Below are 21,520 nucleotides of genomic sequence, written 5' to 3'. Positions count from 1 at the left end.
TGGGCACTGACACGGCTCAGCGCATGGCCCTCGCCTAGACGCCTCTCTTGTTACCCCAGAGCATAACGTGCAACTGCGGCAGCACGCGGGTTTCGAACCACCTGTCGCGGGTCACCTTTTCAATCAGCCACTCCATGCGTTTTATTATTCCGTCAAGATCGACAGGCGCGTCTTCATTTGCGAGGCGTGGCGGCGTGTGATTGCCGGGTTGCAGATAGATCGGAAGTCGCGGAAATCTCGCAGCGGCGTCTTTCGCGTAGGCGTAGTCCCTTTCGTCGAAAACAATGAGCTTGAGCACGACTTGCGGCCTGCCTTGTGCCGCCTGGAGGCAGGCCTCGAAAGCGGCCCAATCGGTCGTCATTTGGCTTGACGGCGGCTTTGGGCTGAGGACTAGCACGTCAAGGTCGGCAAACCAGTCTCTGGCCACCGAACCTTGGGTTTCCAGCGCAAAACGGTAACCTTCACCATGGCCTCGCTCGATGAGCGCGCCGAGCGGCTGGATGGCCGGATTGCCGCCTGACAGCGATACCATCAGCGGGCGGCCACCGGAAAGCGCAAGCACGTTTTGCCACACCGCGGCAATGGACATCATCTCCCATTCATGGCGGAATTGATTGTCCACCGCATGCAGGCTGTCGCACCAGGAACAGCGATAGTCACACCCGCCGGTTCTGACGAAGACCGTCGGCAAACCGATGAGCACGCCCTCGCCCTGGATCGTCGGCCCGAAAATCTCACTCACGCGGATTGCGGGATGCGTATCGGTCATGGCCGGTATTCCGCCCAGGTTTTCGGCGTTTCGCTCACCCGCACGGCCGAGGTTTCGCGCAGGCGTGCCTTGCACCATTCATAAAAATGTCTGGCCAGATATTCCGCCGTGACTTGCTCATGTCCCAGCAAGTCGTTGAGATGTCGGTGGTCGAAGCTCTCGTCGATGTAGCGTTTGAATGGCGCCAAATCGTGATAGTCGCGCACGAAGCCGTTGTCGTTCAGTCCATTCGCTGAAAGCTCCACTTCAACGATGTAGTTATGCCCGTGCAGGCGCGCGCATTGGTGATCGGGTGGCAACGAGGTGAGCTGATGCGAGGCTGAGAAGTGGAATTCCTTGGTGATGCGGAACATTACGCGGTCCTCCTTCGCAGCGCATCGAGCCAGAAGTCGGAGTCCTCGTAGTCGGTGGGGTCCGGCTGCCCAGAGAGATGAAACGCCTCGCGCCGCTCGACGCAGGTCCCGCACCTCCCGCAGTGACGCTCGGCGCCCTTGTAGCAGGACCAGGTCTGCGCAAACGGCGTGCCGTATGCTGCTCCATTCCTAACAATGTCCGCCTTCGTGAGATTCACATAGGGTGCATAAATGCGAATCTCCGCGTAGCCGTCGAGCGCGTGGTCCTGCATCATCTGGAAAGCGTCGATGAAGGCCGGACGGCAGTCGGGATAAATGAAATGATCCCCACCATGCACGGCCGTCGCCACCGCCTCAGCGCCGTGCGCTGCGGCGAAGCCGAAGGCAATGGCTAACATGATGGCGTTCCGGTTCGGCACCACCGTGACCTTCATCGTGTCTTCGGCGTAGTGCCCGTCGGGCACCTCCACATTATCGGTCAGCGCGGAGCCGGAAAGGCCGCCGCCGATCTCGTGGATGTCGATGATGCGGTGCGGGACGCTCAGTCGCTCCGCGCAAAGGGCGGCGAAGCCCAATTCCTTTCTATGCCGTTGGCCGTAATCGAAAGATAGGAGGCCGGCGAGTTCGTGCTCCGCTGCCACCTTGTGAGCAAGGGTAACGGAGTCCAATCCGCCGGAGCAGACGACGAGAGTCTTCATTTTTGGGTCCTTGTTTTAACCGGGTAGGCTGCGACCGGAGATTTCTCTGCGCTCCCAGTACTTCAGGAAATCCATTTTGTGAAGTGAACGGGGGACGAGTTTCATGCGCTGACGTGCCGCTGTGTGCAAGGCGCCCTCGCGGTGAGCCTGCAAGGAACACTGACTAGCGAAACGTCACGCTTCAGCGGAATGCTCAAAGGCGAGCGCACCAGAATAAGCTCTGCAGGAGGTCCGGACCTTCGTAAACAAAGTTCTCGACGATCAAGCGCCCGGCGGTCCCGAGCTTCGAGGGACGCCACCGCGAGGGCTTCAGGTACAAGACGGCCCGAGGATGGGCTTGCCGCAAGAGAACGGACTTACCAGTGGATGTTCAGCGACGCCGATGCAGATGTCTGGAATGATCACGACATCAATTGTCGCGGCAACTTTGGCTGGCCTGCTCCTCGGGTTCCGTAGATCCAGCGCATTCCGCTTCAGGATCGGTTCGAACCGGAGCACGCCCTCGGTCAATGGACGACCAAACCCTGAATGATCGGTCGTGAGCCGACATCTGTGAACAAGCGGTGTGGTCGATTGCTATCACCCATGTGTTGCGCGCAGGTATCTTATGGCAGTGGATGAACTGGATTTGATGATTTTACAGCTGGCGGTCGAAAGCGTTCGCTCGCTCTCCTTAAGCTTCGCAGAAAAGGCCGCCGAGGTAGCAACCAGGAGCCGCGGCATCCTGCTTTTCGACGTGCGGGTCGACGGTGACGCGGAGGTCCAGCGGGTCGCAGCCATCCGATATCAGGGCGACCAGATCGGCGTGCTGGCGTTGGACAGACAGGGCCTTGTTAGCCACCATTGCATCGTCAACGGTACGTTCTCACATTTCACTGCGCCCTTGGAGAACTGGCACAGCATGCCCCTGTCGATGCAGGCCAAGATCAATGCCAACGGCCATGCCAGCCTCTTCCTAGGTGCCTTGCGAAATGCCGGACATTTGCTGGGCAGCTAGCATTTGGCGAGAATGCATCTGTGAATTTTTGCATGCGCATCGCTGCCGACCGCCGGCATGATTGTCGTGCTCGAAAAGGCTGCGGCGATCGCGGCAAAGCGATCGCCGCGATGATGGCGATCAACGCGTGGGCGTTGCATCGTGCGCGATCGTTTAGACGGAGGTCTCCGCCTGGCATCGAGCAACATGCACGGAGGTACGCAAAGCGCAAACGCATCAAGTAGTTGAAGGGACGAGCCCCTCGCGCAAATGAAGCTTGCGCTGCCGCTGTCGTCCCATCGTGCCGCCGAACTCGGGGGCGTGACGATCGACCACGATGGCCTATTTTTTGCAAAGCCGAATGTCCCGATTCCGAAGCCAAGGAAAAAACTCCGACCACAGCGAAGAATAGTAACAACACGGGCGACGCAAGCCGCCTTGCCCTCTAGCAGGGGAGGTGCTTGCGGTGCTCTCACCGACACAAGATCGCAAATGGCACGTGGGTGAGCACCAGAACTGGCGACACGCATGGTGATCGGCTTGACTCGCTGGAGGAAGCACAAGGCCTCAGTGGGCGGAGGCGCCAGCGACGGTCGAATACTGGCTGGCTGCTCGGGATCTGATCGTTGAAATGACGTAGGATTTGGTTGCTTAAGCCGATCCGAACCATTTCCCGCAGACCACACCCACCATGAACGATCTTGCGCTGCCGCTGAGCGGTTTGTCATCAGTCGGCGGCAAGTCCGTCGTCGCCCGTTTCGACGGCGGCATGCTGTCGTCCAACAGCGGCGTTCTGGCCTTGGCCGATGTGGAAAAGCGGTTGCGGGTGGCCGAGCGTCTGGCGCGTTGCATCGACGATCCGCGCTGCCCGGACCAGGTCGTCCACAGCCTGGCGGACATGATCGGCTTTCGCATGAAGATGATCGCCGCCGGCTACGAGGACGGCAACGACGCCAACCGGCTGCGCCGCGATCCGGTCTTCAAGATGGCCCAGGATGCGCTGCCGTCGGGTCGGGATCTGGCGTCGCAATCGACGCTGTGCCGGCTGGAGAACCTGCCCGGTGTGCGGGAGCTGGTCGCGATGGGGCGGGCGATGGTCGACCTCTACTGCGCCTCGTTCCGGCAGGTGCCGAAGCGGATCGTGCTCGACATTGACGACACCTTCGACGCTGTGCACGGAGGCCAACAGCTTCGCCTGTTCAATGCCCACCATGACGAGTACGGCTTCCAGCCGATCGTCGTGTTCGATGGTGCGGGACGGTTCGTCAGCGCGATCCTGCGACCGGCCAAGCGGCCGAGTGGGGCTGAGATCCGCCCCCACCTGCGCCGTCTGGTGCGGGCGATCCGGATCAACTGGCCGAACATTCGAATCCTGCTCCGCGGCGATAGCCATTATTGCAACCCGCAGGTCATCGACTGGTGCCGCGCCAACGACGTCGACTTCATCTTTGGCCTCGCGCCCACCACGACCCTGCGCAAGCATGTCGCGGATCTGGAGGCCAGCACGACGGCGCGCTTCGAAGCGTCGGCCAAGACAGGCAAGGTCCGCAGGTTCAAGGAGTTCGTGAGGGCGCCCGCGGCGCGGCCGGGCCGGCAGCACTCAGGCGACTATAACGGGCGCAGAGCCGACCCTGCGGCTTCCAGACATTGTCGTGTACAGCTTCAGACCCTCAAGCCGAGCCCGCAGGGCCTCGATTACCTTTTACGGGGCGGCGGTACGTCCAAGCCGCTTCAACAGTTAAGAATTTCGCAAAGACGATACCCCCGGATCGTCGAGCTTCCGCTGCCACTTCCCGCATTCGCCGAGGCGGTCAATGACCCGCCCTTCACAATAGTTATCCGACAAGCATCTGGATGCGAGAGATAATGTTGCCGGAGGCATCTCTCATGACTTCTACACCTGCCTGAACGCCAGAACCGCGTTCGTGCCGCCAAAGGCGAAGGAGTTGCTCAGTGCCACGCGCACCTTGCGCTCGCGTGCCACATTGGGCGTGACGTCGAGATCGCAATCGGGGTCCAGCTCACGATAATTGGCAGTCGGCGGCACGACGCTCTCGCGGATAGCCATCACGCAGGCGATCAACTCGAGCGCGCCGGACGCGCCGAGGCAATGCGCGTGCATGGACTTGGTAGAAGAAATGGACATTGAGAAGGCGTGCTGACCGAAGACGCGCTTGATCGCCGCCGTCTCGATCTGGTCGTTGGCCTTGGTGCCGGTGCCGTGCGCGTTGAGATAGTCGACATCCTCGGCGTCCAGCCTGGCATCGGCAAGGCAGGCCCGCATTGCTGCCTCCGGCCCCTCGACAGTCGGCGCGACGATGTCGGACGCATCGGCGGAAAGGCCGGCACCGGCAATTTCGGCAAGGATGGTGGCGCCCCGAGCCAGGGCATGCTCGTAGCTTTCCAGCACCGCCATGCCGGCGCCTTCACCAAGCGACAGGCCCTGGCGATCGGCCGAGAATGGCCGGCAAGTATCGGGCGAAAGCACGCGGATCGCTTCCCATGCCTTCAGCACACCCCATATGAGCGGCGCTTCGCTGCCGCCGGCAAGCATCACGTCGGCCCGGCCGAGCCTGATCTGGTCCACCGCGCAGGCAATCGCATGGTTTGCCGAGGAACAGGCGGACGTGACGCCGAAGACCGGCCCGCGCAGGCCGAGACTCATGCTGACCTGGCCGGCAGCGGCACCCGGCATCGCCTTGGGTACAGTCAAGAGAGCGGCACGCTTACCGCCCAGAAGGATGGCGCGGTAGGTTTGCTCGATCGCATCCCACCCGCAGCCGCCAACGCCCACCGTCGCACCGAAGCGATACCTATTTCCCTCTTTGGAGGAAAGTCCGGCCTGACGCATGGCTTCGCGCGCCGCAAGCACAGCGAGCAGGCTGAAGCGGTCCATGGAGATGAGTTGCTTGCCGTCGATGTCATGCTCCGGCAGCGCCTTGATCTCGGCACCGATCCTGACCCTCAATTCATGGAGCTCGGAGTTGACGATTGGGCCGATGGCGGAGCGGCCTTCTCGCATCTCTGTCCAAATGGCGGCGGCGTTGGTCCCAAGCCCGCAAATACCGCCAATCCCAGTAATCACGACGCGCCTGTCCATTCACACCCCCTTAGCGAGCAAGCTGCGCACGGCTCCCACCATGTCCCCAACATTCTGGAGATCCGACCATGCCTCGGCCGTATTCATCTCGATCTGGATGCCGTAGGCCTGCTCCAGGTCCCAGAGAACGTCCGCCAATCCCAGTGAATCGATACCGAGCGAAGTCAGTCCCGTGGCAGCCGTTATCTCGCCGCCTGTGGCAGGCGCTATGCCGCCCTCCGACGCGGCGCGCTTCTTGATAATGGCGATTATTTCGTTGGCGAGTTGATCTGCCATCTTGTTCCTTTCCAGCTTGCGTTTTCGGCGTCGTTCAAAACCCGAGTCGCGTCGCGTTGCCAAAATTGCCCCTCATAGAGCCTGTGCGACCGACCAAGCCCAATGCCCATAGGAACCGGACGAGTTCCGGCTTCTGCGGCGTCAGCCCGATGACGAAGAAAAGTCGCCGGCCTCCCGCTTTTGCGCCAGCACATCAAGAATCTGCGTGTAAATGGATAGGAACCGTCGTCAAACGTCAGCTAAACGCTGCGACGGTGGGTGCTGTCAGCGTATTCACTCGGCACCTCATATGTAATCGAGATGTTTCATAGCTCCGGACCAGTTGCGATCAACTATTGTACCGGTCCGCCATTCGTCGGAGAGTTCGACATGATCGGAGCGCTGCTTCTCATTCCCAGTACAATCTCCACCGCACGCGACAGATTTCCTCTTTCGGGCTCTTCTCAAGGGACTCGCCACGCGATAGAGGCAGTGATCGGCGCACGTGAGGTCCTGCCAAGTCCATGCGACATTCCGGAAAATTGGTAAAATCGTTTGTTTCAATCAAATGCATCCACGCTATGGATAGCTAAGACATGCGTTTCAAAGGGCTCGATCTGAATCTTCTCGTCGTTCTCGACGCGCTGCTGAGCGAGCGCGGCCTCACGGCGGCGGCACGCCGCATCAACCTAACCAAATTCATGGGGGTTGGTGGATGTGGCGCAAGCCGTTGAAATGACGTAGGATTTGGTTGCCTAAGCCGATCCGAACCATTTCCCGGAGACCACACCCACCATGAACGATCTTGCGCTGCCGCTGAGCGGTTTGTCATCAGTCGGCGGCAAGTCCGTCGTCGCCCGTTTCGACGGCGGCATGCTGTCGTCCAACAGCGGCGTTCTGGCCTTGGCCGATGTGGAAAAGCGGTTGCGGGTGGCCGAGCGTCTGGCGCGTTGCATCGACGATCCGCGCTGCCCGGACCAGGTCGTCCACAGCCTGGCGGACATGATCGGCTTTCGCATGAAGATGATCGCCGCCGGCTACGAGGACGGCAACGACGCCAACCGGCTGCGCCGCGATCCGGTCTTCAAGATGGCCCAGGATGCGCTGCCGTCGGGTCGGGATCTGGCGTCGCAATCGACGCTGTGCCGGCTGGAGAACCTGCCCGGTGTGCGGGAGCTGGTCGCGATGGGGCGGGCGATGGTCGACCTCTACTGCGCCTCGTTCCGGCAGGTGCCGAAGCGGATCGTGCTCGACATTGACGACACCTTCGACGCTGTGCACGGAGGCCAACAGCTTCGCCTGTTCAATGCCCACCATGACGAGTACGGCTTCCAGCCGATCGTCGTGTTCGATGGTGCGGGACGGTTCGTCAGCGCGATCCTGCGACCGGCCAAGCGGCCGAGTGGGGCTGAGATCCGCCCCCACCTGCGCCGTCTGGTGCGGGCGATCCGGATCAACTGGCCGAACATTCGAATCCTGCTCCGCGGCGATAGCCATTATTGCAACCCGCAGGTCATCGACTGGTGCCGCGCCAACGACGTCGACTTCATCTTTGGCCTCGCGCCCACCACGACCCTGCGCAAGCATGTCGCGGATCTGGAGGCCAGCACGACGGCGCGCTTCGAAGCGTCGGCCAAGACAGGCAAGGTCCGCAGGTTCAAGGAGTTCGTTGACGGCGCCGCTAGTTGGAGCCGGGTCGAGCGCATCATCGCGCGGGTCGAGGTCGGCGCCCAAGGTGGCGATATCCGCTTCGTCGTCACCAACCTTGCCGGTGGGAAGGCCAAGGCGCTCTACGAGGATGTCTACTGCCGGCGCGGCGCGGCCGAGAACCACATCAAGTCGTGGAAGACGCATCTTGCCGCCGACCGCACATCCTGCACCAGAGCGACGGCCAACCAGTTCCGGCTATTCCTGCATGCCGGTGCTTACTGGTTGATGTGGGGCTTGCGGGCCGCGATGCCGAGGCGCTCGAGCTTTGCCGTCGCCCAATTCGACACGCTGCGATTGCGCCTCATCAAAATCGCTGCGCGGGTGGTCGAGATGAAATCGCAAATCCGCCTGCACCTGCCGACATCGTGCCCCGACCAGCGCATCCTGCGCATCGTCCTCGATCGCATCCCCCAACTCGCGACATAACGATGGGGGCAGACGCCCCGAAACGAACCCGTCGACCGCAACCTGCAAACCCCCGCCTGCCATCACGACGGAGCAATCCCGGCGCCTGACGAGGCGCGTGGAAAAGCACCGCAACGGCGACCACAACGTCGCTTCAGGCCGTCAAAAGCTTATCGCCGTGCATCAAGGCGGCTAGAAGCGCGCCGGCAGCCGGGCGGGGGGCTTGGGGTTAGACTGCCGGCGCACGCCACTCATGAAGAGCGGCCCCTTTTTGCGGTTCCGACACCCATAGTCAACCCGGCAGCGTCTGGATGCCCGCTGTGCTCTTTTCAGAGCGGCTCGCGATGCCGGCCATGTCGGCCGATCCTGCCTAGGATGGGGGGCCACTCTCGTCGGCCGAGTTGATGCTCCAGCCAGTATCGCCTTGCCGACCAGCATGGGTTCGCCGTTAGCAATCCATCCTCGCGGGCCAATGCTATCGTGCACGTGTCGCAGCACTCCGGGCGGCTATATCGCCTAAGACAGCATGACGAAGCGTTCCAACTTCCTGTTCGGCGAGCCCGTGTGCAGTTCCTGACTCGGACAGTGGACGAGAATTCTCTTGGCGGTACTGCGCCAGAAGGCATTCGCGTCCAACGGAATCAAGCGACGACTATCAGCCGCAAACGTCACATCACAAGAGCGGTCTTCCACCCATTGCAGATTATCCGACTGATCAGGCGGCGTCCGATATGTCCGACTCTGCCTCAAGAATTCCCACAGGTATGGACAGCGATCTCGCTATCCGATTCCGATAGCCCTTATTGTACTTTAGACCCCGCTCGATGTTTTGGATTTCCTGAGCGGCAAGCCCGCACGCGACCGCGAGGTCCTCGATTGAATACCCAAGGTGCTCACGATAAGCGCGGATGATGTGGGTCCCCTGCGACATAGCCGTCAAGACTGGCTCGGGAATGCGCGAATCCTTCATAAACATCTCCAAGAAGATGGGAGCGCCTGACAAATCGGGAGATTTCCTCCCCGACCCTTGGCGCACACCCAGCAAATCAAAAAAATGGACGTCCATTCGGCCGGACCGGCCTCATCCATGGAATGGGCCACTTGAAATTGGCAGCCGGGTCGGAATATGGCGGCTCACCTGCTTCTGATCAAGTTCTAAGAACCTGCCCGCCATGAGATGGCCTGATCGGCTGTAGCGCATTCGACCTGCGATCCTACACGACTCATTCTCCCCGATCGCTTTCTTGAACAGCAACTCGAACTCTCACTGACGCCTCCAGTGGCTATTCGCGGCACCGTCCACCCAGCCTCGCGGACGCTGATACCTTCGACCAATTTCCACCGCCGATGCAGCGAAGATGGACAAGCATCGCCAGCTGTAAAGGTTCACAATCATTCGACCGTGACCGATTTTGCGAGATTGCGCGGCTGGTCTACGTCTGTGCCCATGAAGAGCGCCGTGTGGTAGGCAAGAAGCTGTATCGGCAGCGAGAAGATCATCGGCGCGATAATCTCGTCGACAGCCGGCAACACGAGCGTGTGCATGGTGTTGAGTTTCGATGCGGCTGCCCCTTTTTCATCGGTGATGAGGATAATCCGCCCTCCACGGGCAGCCACTTCCTGCATGTTGGAGACAGTCTTGTCGAAAAAGCGATCATGGGGCGCGATGACGATCACTGGCATGTTGTCGTCGATCAATGCGAGCGGACCGTGCTTCAATTCACCCGCCGCATAGCCCTCGGCATGGATGTAGGAAATCTCCTTGAGCTTCAGCGCACCTTCCATCGCTAGCGGGAAACTGGTGCCACGGCCGAGATACAGGACGTCACGACACTTTGACAGTTCGCGCGACAGGAACTCGATCTCCGGCTGGATGCTGTTGAGTACCTGGCCCATGACGCGCGGCACTTCGGCGAGGCTCCTGACGAGCGCCTGCAGCTCGTCTTCGGTTACGGTCCCGCGGGCTCTGGCGGCGCCGATGGCGAGTGCGGCTAGAACCGCAAGCTGGCAGGTAAACGCCTTGGTGGAGGCGACGCCAATCTCCGGTCCGGCAAGGATCGGGAAGACCGCATCGGCCTCCCGAGCGATGGTCGATTCGCAGGCATTGACGATAGCGCCAATTTTCAGCCCACGCTCCTTGCAGTACCTCAACGATGCGAGCGTATCGGCGGTTTCGCCGGACTGCGAAATGAAAAGAGCCGCCGACTGCGGCGACAACGGGATCTCGCGGTAACGGAATTCGGACGCAACGTCGATTTCAACCGTCAGGCGCGCATAGCGCTCGAACCAGTATTTTCCGATCAGTCCGGCGAGATAGGCGGTCCCGCAGGCCGAGATCGCCAAGCTCGGGATCCTGGCGAAATCGATGCCAGAAACCATGTCGGCGCGATTCTCTATGATGTTGCTATAGTGACGGAGAGCATGGGCGATGACTTCGGGCTGCTCGTAGATTTCCTTCTCCATGAAGTGGCGATGATTGCCCTTGCTGGCCAGATCGGCCGCGGCCGTGGAGGTATGGCGCGGACGCTCGACGGGATGGCCGTCGAAATCGAAGATATGGGCGCCCGATTTGCCGACAATGGCCAAGTCGCCCTCGATGAGATAGGTAATTTCATTGGTGAAGGGAGCAAGCGCGATCGCGTCGGAGCCCAGGAACATCTCGCCGTCGCCGTGACCGATCGCCAGCGGTGGTCCGTTGCGCGCCGCCATGATGGTCGACGGATCATCTTCGAAGAGGACGGCAAGCGCATAGGCGCCCCTGACGCGTTTCAGCATGGCACGCATCGCCTCTTGCCGCCTCATGCCCTCCCGGCGGTGTCTTGCCAAGAGATGCGCGATGACCTCGGTGTCGGTGTCGGTCTGGAACTCGGCGCCAGCCGCCGCCAATTCGTCCTTCAGCTCGGTGAAATTCTCGATGATGCCGTTATGGACGACGGCGACACCGTCGGCAAAGTGCGGGTGCGCATTGCGTTCCGTCGAGGCCCCATGGGTTGCCCAACGCGTGTGGCCGATGCCGATGTTGCCGCTCAGCGGCTCTTCCTTCAGTCTCCTCTCGAGATTGACGAGCTTGCCCTCGGCGCGCCGGCGGTGCAAGACACCTTCGGTGATCGTCGCAACGCCGGCGGAATCATAGCCGCGGTATTCCAAACGCTTCAATGCGTCGACCAACCGATCCGACACCGTCTGTTGCCCAACGATGCCAACAATCCCGCACATGTTCGTCTTCCCATTCTTGCCGGCAGCTTCAGCCTACGCGAGACGGATACCCATCCGGCCGCTTTCATTGGGGGATCTTCTAGTAGTATTGGGTAATATTGGTATAATTGATTGTAGGGATAGCTATCATCCACCCCATGGATAAGCCGCGTTTGGGGCCCTGATCTAACTTCCTCGTTGCGCCTGACGTCCTCATGACCGAACGCAAGCCCACACCCCGCGGCACGAGGAACAATCGGCCATGCGCGATCATCCCGGCCACGCACCTGACCACGAACCGCCGCCGCTCGTGGTCACGCGGTGATCGGCATGATCACACAGCACTGTAGTTAGGCAGCATCAGCGACGCATGCGTCGGCATCATCATCATCGGCAGCGTGGGCGCCGTCGGCATGATTCACGTGTTCGTCACGTTGATCATAATTATCGTCGCCGCCGATCTAGTTTCTGATTGCCTGCCGCTTTGACGCGGCTTTCGCCGGTAGAGCTTAGCCCGCGATGGCCTATCAATACGCTGTTAGTCGGCATAGCCGAAACCGAGAGTCAGGCGGCGCAGGCCACAGAGCACGTTCAGCGACCGTTTCAGTCAGCGCCGGCTTTGTCGGGGTTCGTAACGGTCATCAGGATTCTCGGGGCATGAATGCACTATCACGAAAACGTTGGTTCTCAGTGCTTCGTCCGTATTACTCAAACCCGATTCCCGCAGCGGAAGAACTAGGCGCGTGTCACGTCTTGTACAAGGCACAATAGCAGTGAGAAATGGAGATTGATGCCTGCGCCTTTTCGAATAAGACAATCACCAAGCTGTCACCCGAATTACATCAGGAACTGTCTATAGCCGCCGCCCATCAGGTAGCGGCCACGTTGGATGGCGCGACGCACCTGATCGCGAAGATGGCTACCTGGATGAGACCAATCGTCTTCGACACGGCGTCTCCCGAACAGGGCAATGGCGATCTCCTGATGAGATGCTCCCGCAAGCGAGCCGTCCAAAGCCTGGAGCACGATACGCAGACGCGCTCCGCGGGGTTCCGGCGGAAAGCAAGCAGCTGCCAGGCGGCCGCAACCATTGATGTCGTTCAGGAACTGAAGGGCAGCGACATGGAACTTCAGGTGCTGCGGCTGCACGATCGCGTCGACATATAGCCGCAACGGGCGGAGAACGGATGCACCGGAAAGGGCGATCTGCAGACTCCGGCAGTCCTCCCTCAGCAGCACGTGCTGCACGCCGGCAGGTGTCAGCAGGATGTCCTTGCAGCACGAGAGCGAAGAAAGATCAAGCGGTTCAAAATCGTGGTCGAGCCCAACCGGCTCCGCGGCCGCTCGTAGAATACGGGCGCAGTCGCGCGGATCCCAAAAGACCCTTGCCGACGTAGCGTCCGACTGTGGCGCGTCCGCGAAAAAGGAGGCTCCATTGTCTTAGGAAAGATGATCCTGTCGTCAACTCGATTATGTTCATGTCGGCCTGGGCTCCGACAATGCAGGCGGACGGTGCCATTTTGGCGTGGTCGCGCTGGAATTGTGGATTGCGCCGAAGAAACTCCCAGGCCCAGGCAGTGCGTGGCAATCGTCTGGCGTAGTGGTAAGCTTCGTGACGACGCCAGTCCGGCCAGCATACAAGACCGACCGTCGCTTCCTTGGGCAGACCAGCATCCTTCACGGCTCAGGTGTCCACAATGCCGACGGGCCTAGAACCGGTTGCCACAGTACCGGTCCGCTCAGACGTCCCCTGCTGCGGATGCGCAAAAGGCTCGCGCGGGAAATCTCGAGAAACCCGGCCACCGCCTCGGTTTTGCCGACGGACTTGGGTTGTCCGATGCGCGACAATGGCCACGTCGCGAGGCGAAGGATCCGTTCCATGCGCGTATCCGTCACCGTTACTATCCGGGTCAGATCCTTGGCCAAGCCGAACTCGATCATGCCCGCGAAGAGCTCGTAGGTTGCCTGGGCCAGTCCGCCCGCTGCCTTGGGCGCCGACGGAGGAAGATCGAGCGCGAAACGACTGCTCTCCCATATGTCGGAGGTCGAGGGCACGACGTCAGCACCCAGCAGCACCGGGAACGTGTCGCGCAACATTGTGGGTCCGGTGCTGGGCAAAAGACGCACGCAACCGCGAATTCGCCAGTCGGATCCCTTGAGGAGCAGATAGACAGGCTTCAGACCATCAAACGGGTCTGTTTCCATCTGGTCTTCGGTATCAACTTCCCAATCGAGCCTTTCCTTGAACACCCGAAACCTGAGCCCGTGCATCTCTTTGAGCTCGCTTGCGAACTCGTCGTAAAGGTCTGGTGTTATCAGCTGCATCATGGTCGCCTCCGTGCGGGATGTGTTCCCGCCATCGAAGGGCAAAGCCGGCAGCGATGCAGCCTGTAGAGGTTTACAGCTATCGTGGCCGACGAATCAGGATTTCGCCTGGCCGGAGGCAGCCAGTCGTGCAACGGCCTGGTTGATCGTTCGAACGCCAAGCTTTGCCTTGGCGTTTTCCAGATGAAAGGTCACGGTGCGCTTTGAGACGCCGAGAAGCTGGCTGATAACCCAAGCCGACTTGCCGCGCGCCGCCCATTTCAGGCACTCGAACTCCCGCGGGGTGAGCGTTACACCATCCACCACGCGATCGTCGGCGAGCCTGCGCCGGACATGGATATGAAAGTTGATGGCCACCAGCTGCAATGCTTTTTCGTAACGTGTCAGTGACCGCAACAGAGGCGGACGGGACTCGTCGGAAGCAAAGGTCAGGGCAGCAAACCGGCCGCGATGATCATGCATGGACATCGTCAGGCCGCCGCGGATGCCAAACTCAGCCGCACTCTCCAGAATTTGTTGCTGCGAATTCGGCAGACAGTGCCGAGCGCGATCCACACCCCAATCGAAGGTATCCCAGCCTTGCAGCCCGCGCAGGATGACCGGATCAAGACTGTGGTACCGCTGTTGCAGATAACGTGATGTCCAGGATGAAGGATAGTTTGAGATCAATTGCGGGGCGTCGCCGGAGGCCGACGGGTAAGTGAAATAGGCGAATAGCGGAAAATCGAAGCCGGCTGCAGCGGATGCCATTGCCTCACGGAGATCGGCAGCATCAACACTTGCAGACAGTTGCTCGACGAAGTTCTCAAACACGCGATGCATTTGCGCTTTGCGTAACCTCCGTGATCGCTCGATGCCAGGCAGAGACCTTGTTTTAAACGATCCCGGACGGATACAGCGCGTGCCGAGAACCCCGTTAATCTGTTGAAACCCGTGATATTCTGACGTTGTCTATGAGCCGTGTGCCGCCGAGCCAGGCCGCGACAAGCAAGCGTGCAGGTCGGTCAAGGCTTGTCATGGGTCGCAGATCTGCCTCGTCGCGAAGTTCCAGGTATTCGATCTCGCGATAGCCTGCAGCCAGAATTGCTGCGCGCGCTTCGGCAAGCGTTGGCAGGACGGGCGAGCCGCGGGCAAGCCGCTCAGCCGTCTCGAGCAAGACCGATGGTAGCTTGTGGGCAACAGCACGCTCTGCTGGCGAGAGCCGGACATTGCGCGATGATAGTGCAAGACCGTCAGCTTCGCGGACTGTCGGACAAGGAACAATGGTGATTGGAATATCCAGGTCCCGGACCATACGCCTGACTAGCTGAAGCTGCTGAAAGTCCTTTTCGCCAAAGAAGCCGAAGTCAGCGCTGGTCTGCAGGAAGAGCTTGGCGACGACGGTCGCCACGCCATCGAAATGTCCCGGCCGGAAGGCACCGCACAGGCCCTCGCTGACACCGGACACCGAAACGGTCGTGGCGAAGGCGGCCGGATACATCTCCTCTGCGTCCGGCGCATAAAGCAGGTGCGCGCCAAGCGGTGCCAGCTTGGCGGCATCCTCGTCCTCGGTGCTCGGATACGCGGCGAGATCGGCCTCGCTGTTGAATTGCTTCGGGTTGACGAAGAGCGTCACGATCACCCGGTCGGCCTTCACGAGTGCCGCGCGCACCAGGCTGAGATGGCCCTCATGCAGGACGCCCATCGTTGGCACGACGGCAATCCTCACGCCCTCGCGGCGCCATGCGGCGACGATTTGGCGAAGCTGGGCAACGCTCCTGACAATCGGCACGCTCACGCTGCTTCTCCGCTCTTGGTGGCGTCCCCGTCGGCGGGCTTGGGCGCATCGGCAAACACGTGCTCGGCGGCCGGAAACTGGCGCTCCTTCACTTCCCGCGCATAGGCCGCGATCGCAGCCGCAGCGGCCTCCCCCAGTTCAGCATAGCGCTTGACGAATTTGGGCCGGAAGTCGCTGAAGAGGCCCAGCATGTCGTCGACGACGAGAATCTGGCCGTCACAGGCGGGCGAGGCACCGATGCCAATGGTCGGGGTCGCCACCTCCCCGGTGATCCGGCGGGCGAGCGCCTCGGGAACCTTCTCCAGCACAACCGCAAAGGCGCCCGCTTCGCTCACCGCAAGCGCGTCGCGCCTGATGCGCTCGGCATCCCCGCCTCTGCCCTGGACGCGGTAGCCACCGATGGTGTTGATCGCCTGCGGCGTCAAGCCGACATGGGCCATGACCGGCACGCCGCGCGCGGCGAGGAAGCCGATCGTCTCTGCCATCGTTTCGCCGCCTTCGAGCTTGACGGCCGCGCAGCCGGTCTCGGCCATGACGCGCGCGGCATTGCGGAAAGCCTGCTCGGGGCTTTCCTCGAAGGAACCGAACGGCAGGTCGACGACCATCAGCGCCTGCTCGAGGCCACGGCGCACGGCCTGGCCGTGAATGATCATCATCTCCAGCGTCACACCGAGCGTCGAGGGCAGGCCGTGGAGAACCATGCCGACGCTGTCGCCGACCAGCACCACATCGCAATGGGGATCGACAAGCCGGGCGACTGGGGTCGTGTAGGCGGTAAGACAGACGAGCGGCGTCCCACCTTTGCGCGAACGAATATCCGGCGGTGTGATCGCCTTGGTGTCACCAAACGCACTCAATGGACCCTCCTTCCCCAACGTTACCAACCGCGGGTGTCGCGTTTGCCACATTTTTGTGCAAGTGCGAAGAGCTAAAAATGGCCGTGCAGCTGTGCGGTGTTGACGTGCGGACAGGCGCGCTTACACTTAAATCGATTCAGGCGCTCCCGAGCTGGCCAACCACTTTCGCGAACATGGACGATCAGGCAAAAGGACCCAGGAAAGACAGAGCCGCCGTCAAGGCCGACGAAGTCAAAGTGGACCTGATCGCCTTTGTCGTCGCCGTAAACGACAGTGAACCCTGTGTCCTCACCATCGGCCAGACGGACACCCTGCCCTCCGGACCATTTGCGCTTGAGCACCGATCGCTGCAATCCGGTTTGAGGGGGTGGGTCGAGCAGCAGACCGGCCATCCGCTGGGGTATATTGAGCAACTCTACACCTTCGCGGATCGGGATCGCATCGGCGCCGAGCGCCAGCAGCGCGTCATCTCCATCAGCTATCTCGCATTGACCCGCAAGGAACAGGCAGCTGGCTCGCCCAAGTGCGGCTGGCAGAGCTGGTATGAATATTTTCCATGGGAGGACCACCGCTCCGGCACGCCTCCGGTCGTGCTGGACGTTCTGCGACCGCGCCTGATTGAATGGGCAGACGGCGTCAGCGACGCGGCCACGCGACGTGAACGCTGGCAGCGGGCGACGATAGCCTTCGGCTTCGACGACCGCCTTTGGAACGAGGAACTCACGCTTCAACGCTATGAGTTGGTCTACGAAGCAGGCCTGGTCCAAGAGGCCGGAAGCGGACGGGACGCGACGCTGCCTCCGCTGGTGCCCAGCAAGTCTATGGTCGCCGATCATCGCCGCATCGTGGCGACCGGCATTGCGCGGCTGCGCTCCAAGATCAAATACCGGCCGGTCGTCTTTGAGCTGATGCCGCCGGTCTTCACGCTTTTGCAGCTGCAGCGAACCGTGGAGGCGCTTGCCGGCAGGCTCGTGCGTAAGCCAAACTTTCGCCGGCTGATCGAGCAGCAGGAGCTGGTCGAAGAGACCGGAGAGGCAACTGCGGAGACCGGCGGCCGGCCAGCGAAGCTTTACCGGTTCCGCCACGCCGTTCTCGACGAGAGGGTCATCGCCGGGACAAAATTGCCGCTGGCGCGGGGTTGACATCGCTTATACTCACAGCAAGTATATGCTGGTTATTTTCAACTAGAGTATAAGCTGGAGGGGTCGATGAGCGCCATGCTGCCTGCGACCGCGTTTCTCTACGAGCGCGTCCGACGAGTGATCCCGCCGATCGAATGGCCGGCTTTCGTCGAGGATATCGAGGCGATCCTTGCACTGAAGCGCGAGCGCAACGCCATCATCCTGGCGCACAACTATCAGACCCCCGAGATCTTCCATTGCGTGGCCGACATCGTCGGCGACAGCTTGGCACTGGCCCGCACGGCTGCGACGATCGAGGCGCAAGTCATCGTGCTGGCCGGCGTACATTTCATGGCCGAAACGGCCAAGCTGCTCAATCCGCAAAAGACGGTGCTCATTCCCGACCTGCGGGCAGGCTGTTCGTTGGCGGAATCGATCACGGCAGAAGACGTGCGCTTGATGCGCCAGCGTTATCCCGGCGTGCCGATCATCACTTATGTCAACACGTCGGCCGAAGTGAAAGCCGAGTCGGATATCTGCTGTACATCCGGCAACGCCAAGGCGGTCGTCCAATCCCTTGGCGTTCCCCAGGTGATCATGTTGCCGGACGAATATCTGGCCCAGAATATCGCCGCCCAGACCGATGTGCAGATCATCGCCTGGAAAGGGCATTGCGAGGTGCATGAGCGCTTTACACCGGCCGACATCCGCGAGTTGCGCGAAAGCCATCCCGGCGTGATCGTGCTCGCGCATCCCGAATGCCCGCCCGACGTCGTGGCTGAAGCAGATTTTTCCGGCTCGACCGCTGCCATGTCCGACTATGTCGAAAGGCAAAGGCCGGCACGTGTCGTGCTGATGACGGAATGTTCGATGAGCGACAACGTCGCGTTAGCGCACCCAGAGGTCGAGTTCATCCGGCCCTGCAATTTGTGCCCGCACATGAAGCGGATCACGCTTGCCAACATCCGCATGGCGCTCGAGCAGAACCACCATATCGTAACCATCGAACCCGGGATCGCCGGGCGCGCGCGGCTTGCGGTCGAACGGATGCTGGCAATTTGAGCGCCGATGTCCGCAGCTTCTTCGGGCGGCCCATCATCATCGGCGGCGGCATCGCCGGACTGATGACCGCGCTTCAACTGGCGCCGGAGCCGGTGCTGCTTCTGTCCAGGACGCTGCTGGGAGCTGACAATTCGAGCACGTGGGCACAGGGTGGTCTGGCTGCAAGTTTCGGCGAAGACGACGATCCGGCACTGCACCTGGCCGATACGCTTGCCGCCGGGGATGGTCTCTGCGACAGAGACGTGGCGAGCCGCATCCTCCAAGCCGCGCCCAAGGCGATAGAGGGGCTTGCGGGCTTTGGGGTTCCCTTCGACCGTACGCCGAAAGGATCACTGTGCCTCGGATTGGAGGCCGCACACAGCCGACGTCGCATCGTTCATGCGCATGGTGACGGCACCGGGCGTGAGATCATGCGTGCCCTGATCGCGGCTGTGCGTTCCACTCCCTCGATTGTTGTCGTGGAGGGCGTGGAAGCGCGCCGGCTGGCGGTGCGAGAGAATGCGATCCGAGGCGTCTGGGCGAGCGGTTCGATAGGACCTGTCTTCTTCGGCTCACGGCGGGTCGTCCTCGCCACCGGTGGGATCGGGGGACTGTTTCTCGACACCACGAATCCTTCGGGCAGTTGCGGACAGGGCCTGGCGCTTGCGGCCCGCGCTGGAGCTGTCCTTGCCGACCTCGAGTTCATCCAGTTCCACCCGACCGCGCTTGACGGCCCGGAACGCCCTATGGTGCTGCTCAGCGAGGCCGTCCGCGGCGAAGGTGCTGCCCTGATCGACGAAACCGGCCAAGCTTTTCTCCAGAGCGTGCCAGGGGCGGAACTCGCGCCTCGTGATGTCTTGGCGCGCGCCGTCTGGAACCATCTTGCCAACGGCCACCGTGTTTTTCTAGACGCGCGGCAACGGCCTGGCCCGGAATTTGCTCGACACTTCCCGACAATCGCATCAGCCTGTCGTGGAGCCGGCATCAATCCCGCGCGCGATCTCATCCCCATTCGTCCGGCCCAACACTACCACATGGGTGGCGTTGCCGTGGACGGCTCCGGTAGGACCTCCGTCAAGGGGCTGTGGGCCTGCGGCGAAGTCGCTTCGACAGGACTGCATGGCGCCAACAGGCTCGCCAGCAATTCCTTGACCGAGGCCGTCGTGTGCGCGCGCTGGGTCGCTGAAAGTGTCGCCGGAACGCCTGCTCGCAGAACAAGGCCTGCGGTTGCGGACGTTTACCCATCGCCCGCTCCGATACCCGTGCGTGTTTTCCTGTCGCGCGCACTCGGCATCGTCCGGGATGGTGAAGGTCTGAAAGCAGCCGCACGTGCCTTATTGCCGCTCGCCGAAAGCCAGGACGCGGCCTCGGATGCGGCGGCTGTCGGGCTAATGATCGCGGTTGCCGCCTTGTTGCGCCAAGAAAGCCGCGGCGCTCATTACCGGACAGACTTTCCTCATCATGCGACTGTCGCCCGACGGTCCGAAATCACCCTCGAAGCCGCCTTGGCCGCTGCGCGGGAACTCGGACATTCGCCAAGCCTCGAAGGGGCAAAGTGATGACGTTCTCACCGCTTCCCACGGTCATGCTCGAGCCGCTGGTAAGGGCAGCCCTTCTTGAAGACCTTGGCAGAGCCGGCGACTTGACCACGGAGGCCATCGTCCCGAAGGAACACCAAGCGGGAACCGTGCTGGCGGCGCGCCAGTCCGGAGTTGTCGCCGGCCTCGATCTTGCGATGCTCGCTTTCCGCTTGATTGATCCTGATATCGAAATCTCGGTGGAGCGGGCAGACGGCTCCAATGTCATGGATGGAGAGGTCATTGCATCAGTGGTTGGCCCTGCCCGGGCCATTCTCACAGCCGAACGGACGGCACTCAATTTTTTGTGCCATCTGAGCGGCATCGCTACAGCAACGGCATCGATCGTCGCTGCGGTTCGTGGATATGGCGCGAAGATCGTCTGCACGCGCAAGACGACGCCCGGATTGCGGGCAGTCGAAAAATACGCCGTGCGCGCAGGTGGCGGATCCAATCACCGCTTCGGCCTCGACGACGCAATTCTGATCAAGGACAACCACATCGCCATCGCAGGCGGCGTTCGCCCGGCGCTCGAGCGAGCACGAAGACGGGCCGGTCATCTCGTCAAGATCGAAGTCGAGGTCGATACGCTGGCCCAGTTGGAGGAGGTACTTGGCTTCGCTCCCGATGCGGTTCTGCTCGACAACATGTCCCTCGCCGATCTTCGCCGCGCCGTCGCAATCGTTGGCGGCCGTGCTATCACCGAGGCTTCTGGCGGGATCGCATCCGATACGGCGCGAGCGATTGCCGCGACCGGCGTTGATCTGATTTCAGTCGGCCGACTGACCCACAGCGCGCCGATCCTGGATATCGGCCTCGACTATTGGGGCCCATGATTGCCTGAGGGACGAACAGGATCGAATCAACTGTCCTTTCCGATCGTCATCAATCAGACAGCAAAGCAAGGCAGAACCGGAGGAACAGCATGGACATGCAAACAGCCAGTCCAACGCAGACATCGCCACAGGCTCAAGCCCCTGACCCTGGAGCGTGGACCCTGGAGAAGGCTCGGGCACTTCACGATGCCCCCTTCAACAATCTCCTCTTCCTCGCCCAAACCGTGCACCGCCAGAATTTCGATCCCAACAAGGTCCAGCTCAGCCGGCTGCTCAGCATCAAGACGGGCGGATGCCCGGAGGATTGCGGCTATTGTAGCCAGTCGGCGCAGCACGAAACCGGCCTGAAGGCGTCGAAGCTGATGGAGGTCCGGCGCGTCGTCGCCGAGGCGAAGAAAGCGCGTGACGCCGGCGCAACCCGCTATTGCATGGGCGCGGCCTGGCGAAACCCCAAGGCGCGCGACATGGATGCGGTGGTGGCGATGGTCGAAGGCGTCAAGGCGCTGGGCATGGAGACCTGCATGA

General features: G+C 61.4%; 20 protein-coding genes and 3 pseudogenes. 10 read left to right on the top strand and 13 right to left on the bottom strand.

The features are described 5' to 3' along the window. Positions 1-34: 34 nt before the first annotated feature. Genes queE through queC form a run of 3 tightly spaced genes read right to left on the bottom strand, consistent with a single transcriptional unit; the run spans position 35 to position 1,820 of the window. Positions 35-769, bottom strand: a complete 735-nt coding sequence (gene queE, locus NKJ84_RS21235) for a 7-carboxy-7-deazaguanine synthase QueE (protein ID WP_352508070.1) — start codon at positions 767-769, stop codon at positions 35-37. Then, positions 766-1,122, bottom strand: a complete 357-nt coding sequence (gene queD / locus NKJ84_RS21230; protein ID WP_352508069.1) for a 6-carboxytetrahydropterin synthase QueD — start codon at positions 1,120-1,122, stop codon at positions 766-768. Before queD ends, queE begins: the two co-directional genes overlap by 4 nt. Further along, entirely contained in the window at positions 1,122-1,820 is a 699-nt protein-coding gene (gene queC, locus NKJ84_RS21225) for a 7-cyano-7-deazaguanine synthase QueC (RefSeq protein WP_352508068.1), read from the bottom strand. Before queC ends, queD begins: the two co-directional genes overlap by 1 nt. 607 nt (positions 1,821-2,427) lie before the next feature. Between queC and NKJ84_RS21220 the strand changes: the two genes are divergently transcribed. The 3 genes and pseudogenes from NKJ84_RS21220 to NKJ84_RS21210 all read left to right on the top strand — a co-directional run. Further along, entirely contained in the window at positions 2,428-2,817 is a 390-nt protein-coding gene (locus NKJ84_RS21220) for a hypothetical protein (protein ID WP_352508067.1), read from the top strand. A 670-nt stretch (positions 2,818-3,487) separates the two neighbouring features. Beyond that, positions 3,488-4,360 (top strand): annotated as a pseudogene (locus NKJ84_RS21215) (IS1380 family transposase); the annotation flags it as partial. 179 nt (positions 4,361-4,539) lie between these two features. Continuing rightward, positions 4,540-4,704: pseudogene (locus tag NKJ84_RS21210) on the top strand (LysR family transcriptional regulator); the annotation flags it as partial. Here the strand turns inward: NKJ84_RS21210 and NKJ84_RS21205 are convergent. Both NKJ84_RS21205 and NKJ84_RS21200 read right to left on the bottom strand, forming a co-directional pair. Then, complete coding sequence (locus tag NKJ84_RS21205) at positions 4,691-5,896, bottom strand: beta-ketoacyl-[acyl-carrier-protein] synthase family protein (protein WP_352508066.1); 1,206 nt, start codon at positions 5,894-5,896, stop codon at positions 4,691-4,693. The pseudogene NKJ84_RS21210 and the gene NKJ84_RS21205 sit on opposite strands and share 14 nt — an antisense overlap. Beyond that, positions 5,897-6,172 carry an acyl carrier protein gene (locus tag NKJ84_RS21200; RefSeq protein ID WP_352508065.1) on the bottom strand — a complete coding sequence of 92 codons (276 nt, stop codon included), beginning with the start codon at positions 6,170-6,172 and terminating at the stop codon, positions 5,897-5,899. 575 nt (positions 6,173-6,747) lie between these two features. Here NKJ84_RS21200 and NKJ84_RS21195 point away from each other — a divergent pair. Then, positions 6,748-6,849 (top strand): annotated as a pseudogene (locus NKJ84_RS21195) (LysR family transcriptional regulator); the annotation flags it as partial. Between the two features lie 97 nt (positions 6,850-6,946). Continuing rightward, positions 6,947-8,287 carry an IS1380 family transposase gene (locus NKJ84_RS21190; RefSeq protein WP_352508064.1) on the top strand — a complete coding sequence of 447 codons (1,341 nt, stop codon included), beginning with the start codon at positions 6,947-6,949 and terminating at the stop codon, positions 8,285-8,287. A 694-nt stretch (positions 8,288-8,981) separates the two neighbouring features. On the opposite strand, the gene NKJ84_RS21185 is transcribed toward NKJ84_RS21190, so the two are convergent. The 8 genes from NKJ84_RS21185 to panB form a co-directional block, all read right to left on the bottom strand. Next, positions 8,982-9,197: a helix-turn-helix domain-containing protein gene (locus NKJ84_RS21185; protein ID WP_352453550.1), complete on the bottom strand. Its 216-nt coding sequence runs from the start codon at positions 9,195-9,197 to the stop codon at positions 8,982-8,984. Between the two features lie 461 nt (positions 9,198-9,658). Further along, on the bottom strand, positions 9,659-11,482 hold the full coding sequence (gene glmS / locus NKJ84_RS21180; protein WP_352508063.1) for a glutamine--fructose-6-phosphate transaminase (isomerizing): 1,824 nt from the start codon (positions 11,480-11,482) through the stop codon (positions 9,659-9,661). 816 nt (positions 11,483-12,298) lie between these two features. Further along, positions 12,299-12,610 (bottom strand): DUF2285 domain-containing protein, encoded by a 312-nt coding sequence (locus NKJ84_RS21175; protein ID WP_352508104.1) that lies wholly within the window; start codon positions 12,608-12,610, stop codon positions 12,299-12,301. Positions 12,611-12,767: 157 nt separating this feature from the next. After that, on the bottom strand, positions 12,768-13,142 hold the full coding sequence (locus tag NKJ84_RS21170) for a transcriptional regulator domain-containing protein (RefSeq protein WP_352508062.1): 375 nt from the start codon (positions 13,140-13,142) through the stop codon (positions 12,768-12,770). Further along, entirely contained in the window at positions 13,139-13,789 is a 651-nt protein-coding gene (locus NKJ84_RS21165; RefSeq protein WP_352458529.1) for an acyl-homoserine-lactone synthase, read from the bottom strand. The genes NKJ84_RS21170 and NKJ84_RS21165 overlap by 4 nt, the downstream gene beginning before the upstream one ends. 93 nt (positions 13,790-13,882) lie before the next feature. Continuing rightward, complete coding sequence (locus NKJ84_RS21160; RefSeq protein ID WP_352508061.1) at positions 13,883-14,608, bottom strand: LuxR family transcriptional regulator; 726 nt, start codon at positions 14,606-14,608, stop codon at positions 13,883-13,885. A gap of 94 nt (positions 14,609-14,702) precedes the next feature. Further along, positions 14,703-15,563: a pantoate--beta-alanine ligase gene (gene panC / locus NKJ84_RS21155; protein WP_352508060.1), complete on the bottom strand. Its 861-nt coding sequence runs from the start codon at positions 15,561-15,563 to the stop codon at positions 14,703-14,705. Next, positions 15,560-16,420: a 3-methyl-2-oxobutanoate hydroxymethyltransferase gene (gene panB / locus NKJ84_RS21150; protein WP_352508059.1), complete on the bottom strand. Its 861-nt coding sequence runs from the start codon at positions 16,418-16,420 to the stop codon at positions 15,560-15,562. Before panB ends, panC begins: the two co-directional genes overlap by 4 nt. Before the next feature lie 173 nt (positions 16,421-16,593). On the opposite strand from panB, the gene NKJ84_RS21145 reads away from it, so the two are divergent. The 5 genes from NKJ84_RS21145 to NKJ84_RS21125 form a co-directional block, all read left to right on the top strand. Further along, positions 16,594-17,562, top strand: a complete 969-nt coding sequence (locus NKJ84_RS21145) for an NUDIX hydrolase (protein ID WP_352508102.1) — start codon at positions 16,594-16,596, stop codon at positions 17,560-17,562. Positions 17,563-17,628: 66 nt separating this feature from the next. After that, positions 17,629-18,603 (top strand): quinolinate synthase NadA, encoded by a 975-nt coding sequence (nadA, locus tag NKJ84_RS21140; RefSeq protein WP_352508058.1) that lies wholly within the window; start codon positions 17,629-17,631, stop codon positions 18,601-18,603. Beyond that, on the top strand, positions 18,600-20,141 hold the full coding sequence (locus NKJ84_RS21135) for an L-aspartate oxidase (RefSeq protein ID WP_352508057.1): 1,542 nt from the start codon (positions 18,600-18,602) through the stop codon (positions 20,139-20,141). The genes nadA and NKJ84_RS21135 overlap by 4 nt, the downstream gene beginning before the upstream one ends. After that, on the top strand, positions 20,141-20,995 hold the full coding sequence (gene nadC, locus NKJ84_RS21130) for a carboxylating nicotinate-nucleotide diphosphorylase (protein ID WP_352508056.1): 855 nt from the start codon (positions 20,141-20,143) through the stop codon (positions 20,993-20,995). The genes NKJ84_RS21135 and nadC overlap by 1 nt, the downstream gene beginning before the upstream one ends. A gap of 95 nt (positions 20,996-21,090) precedes the next feature. Then, a partial coding sequence (locus NKJ84_RS21125) for a biotin synthase BioB (protein WP_502904034.1) occupies positions 21,091-21,520 on the top strand: 430 nt, incomplete at its 3' end.

The sequence above is a fragment of the Mesorhizobium sp. M0048 genome, from assembly GCF_040323405.1.
In the GTDB taxonomy this organism is placed as follows: domain Bacteria; phylum Pseudomonadota; class Alphaproteobacteria; order Rhizobiales; family Rhizobiaceae; genus Mesorhizobium.
The sequence above is the reverse complement of the archived record's forward strand: the minus strand, read 5'-3'. Positions and strand labels throughout refer to the sequence as shown.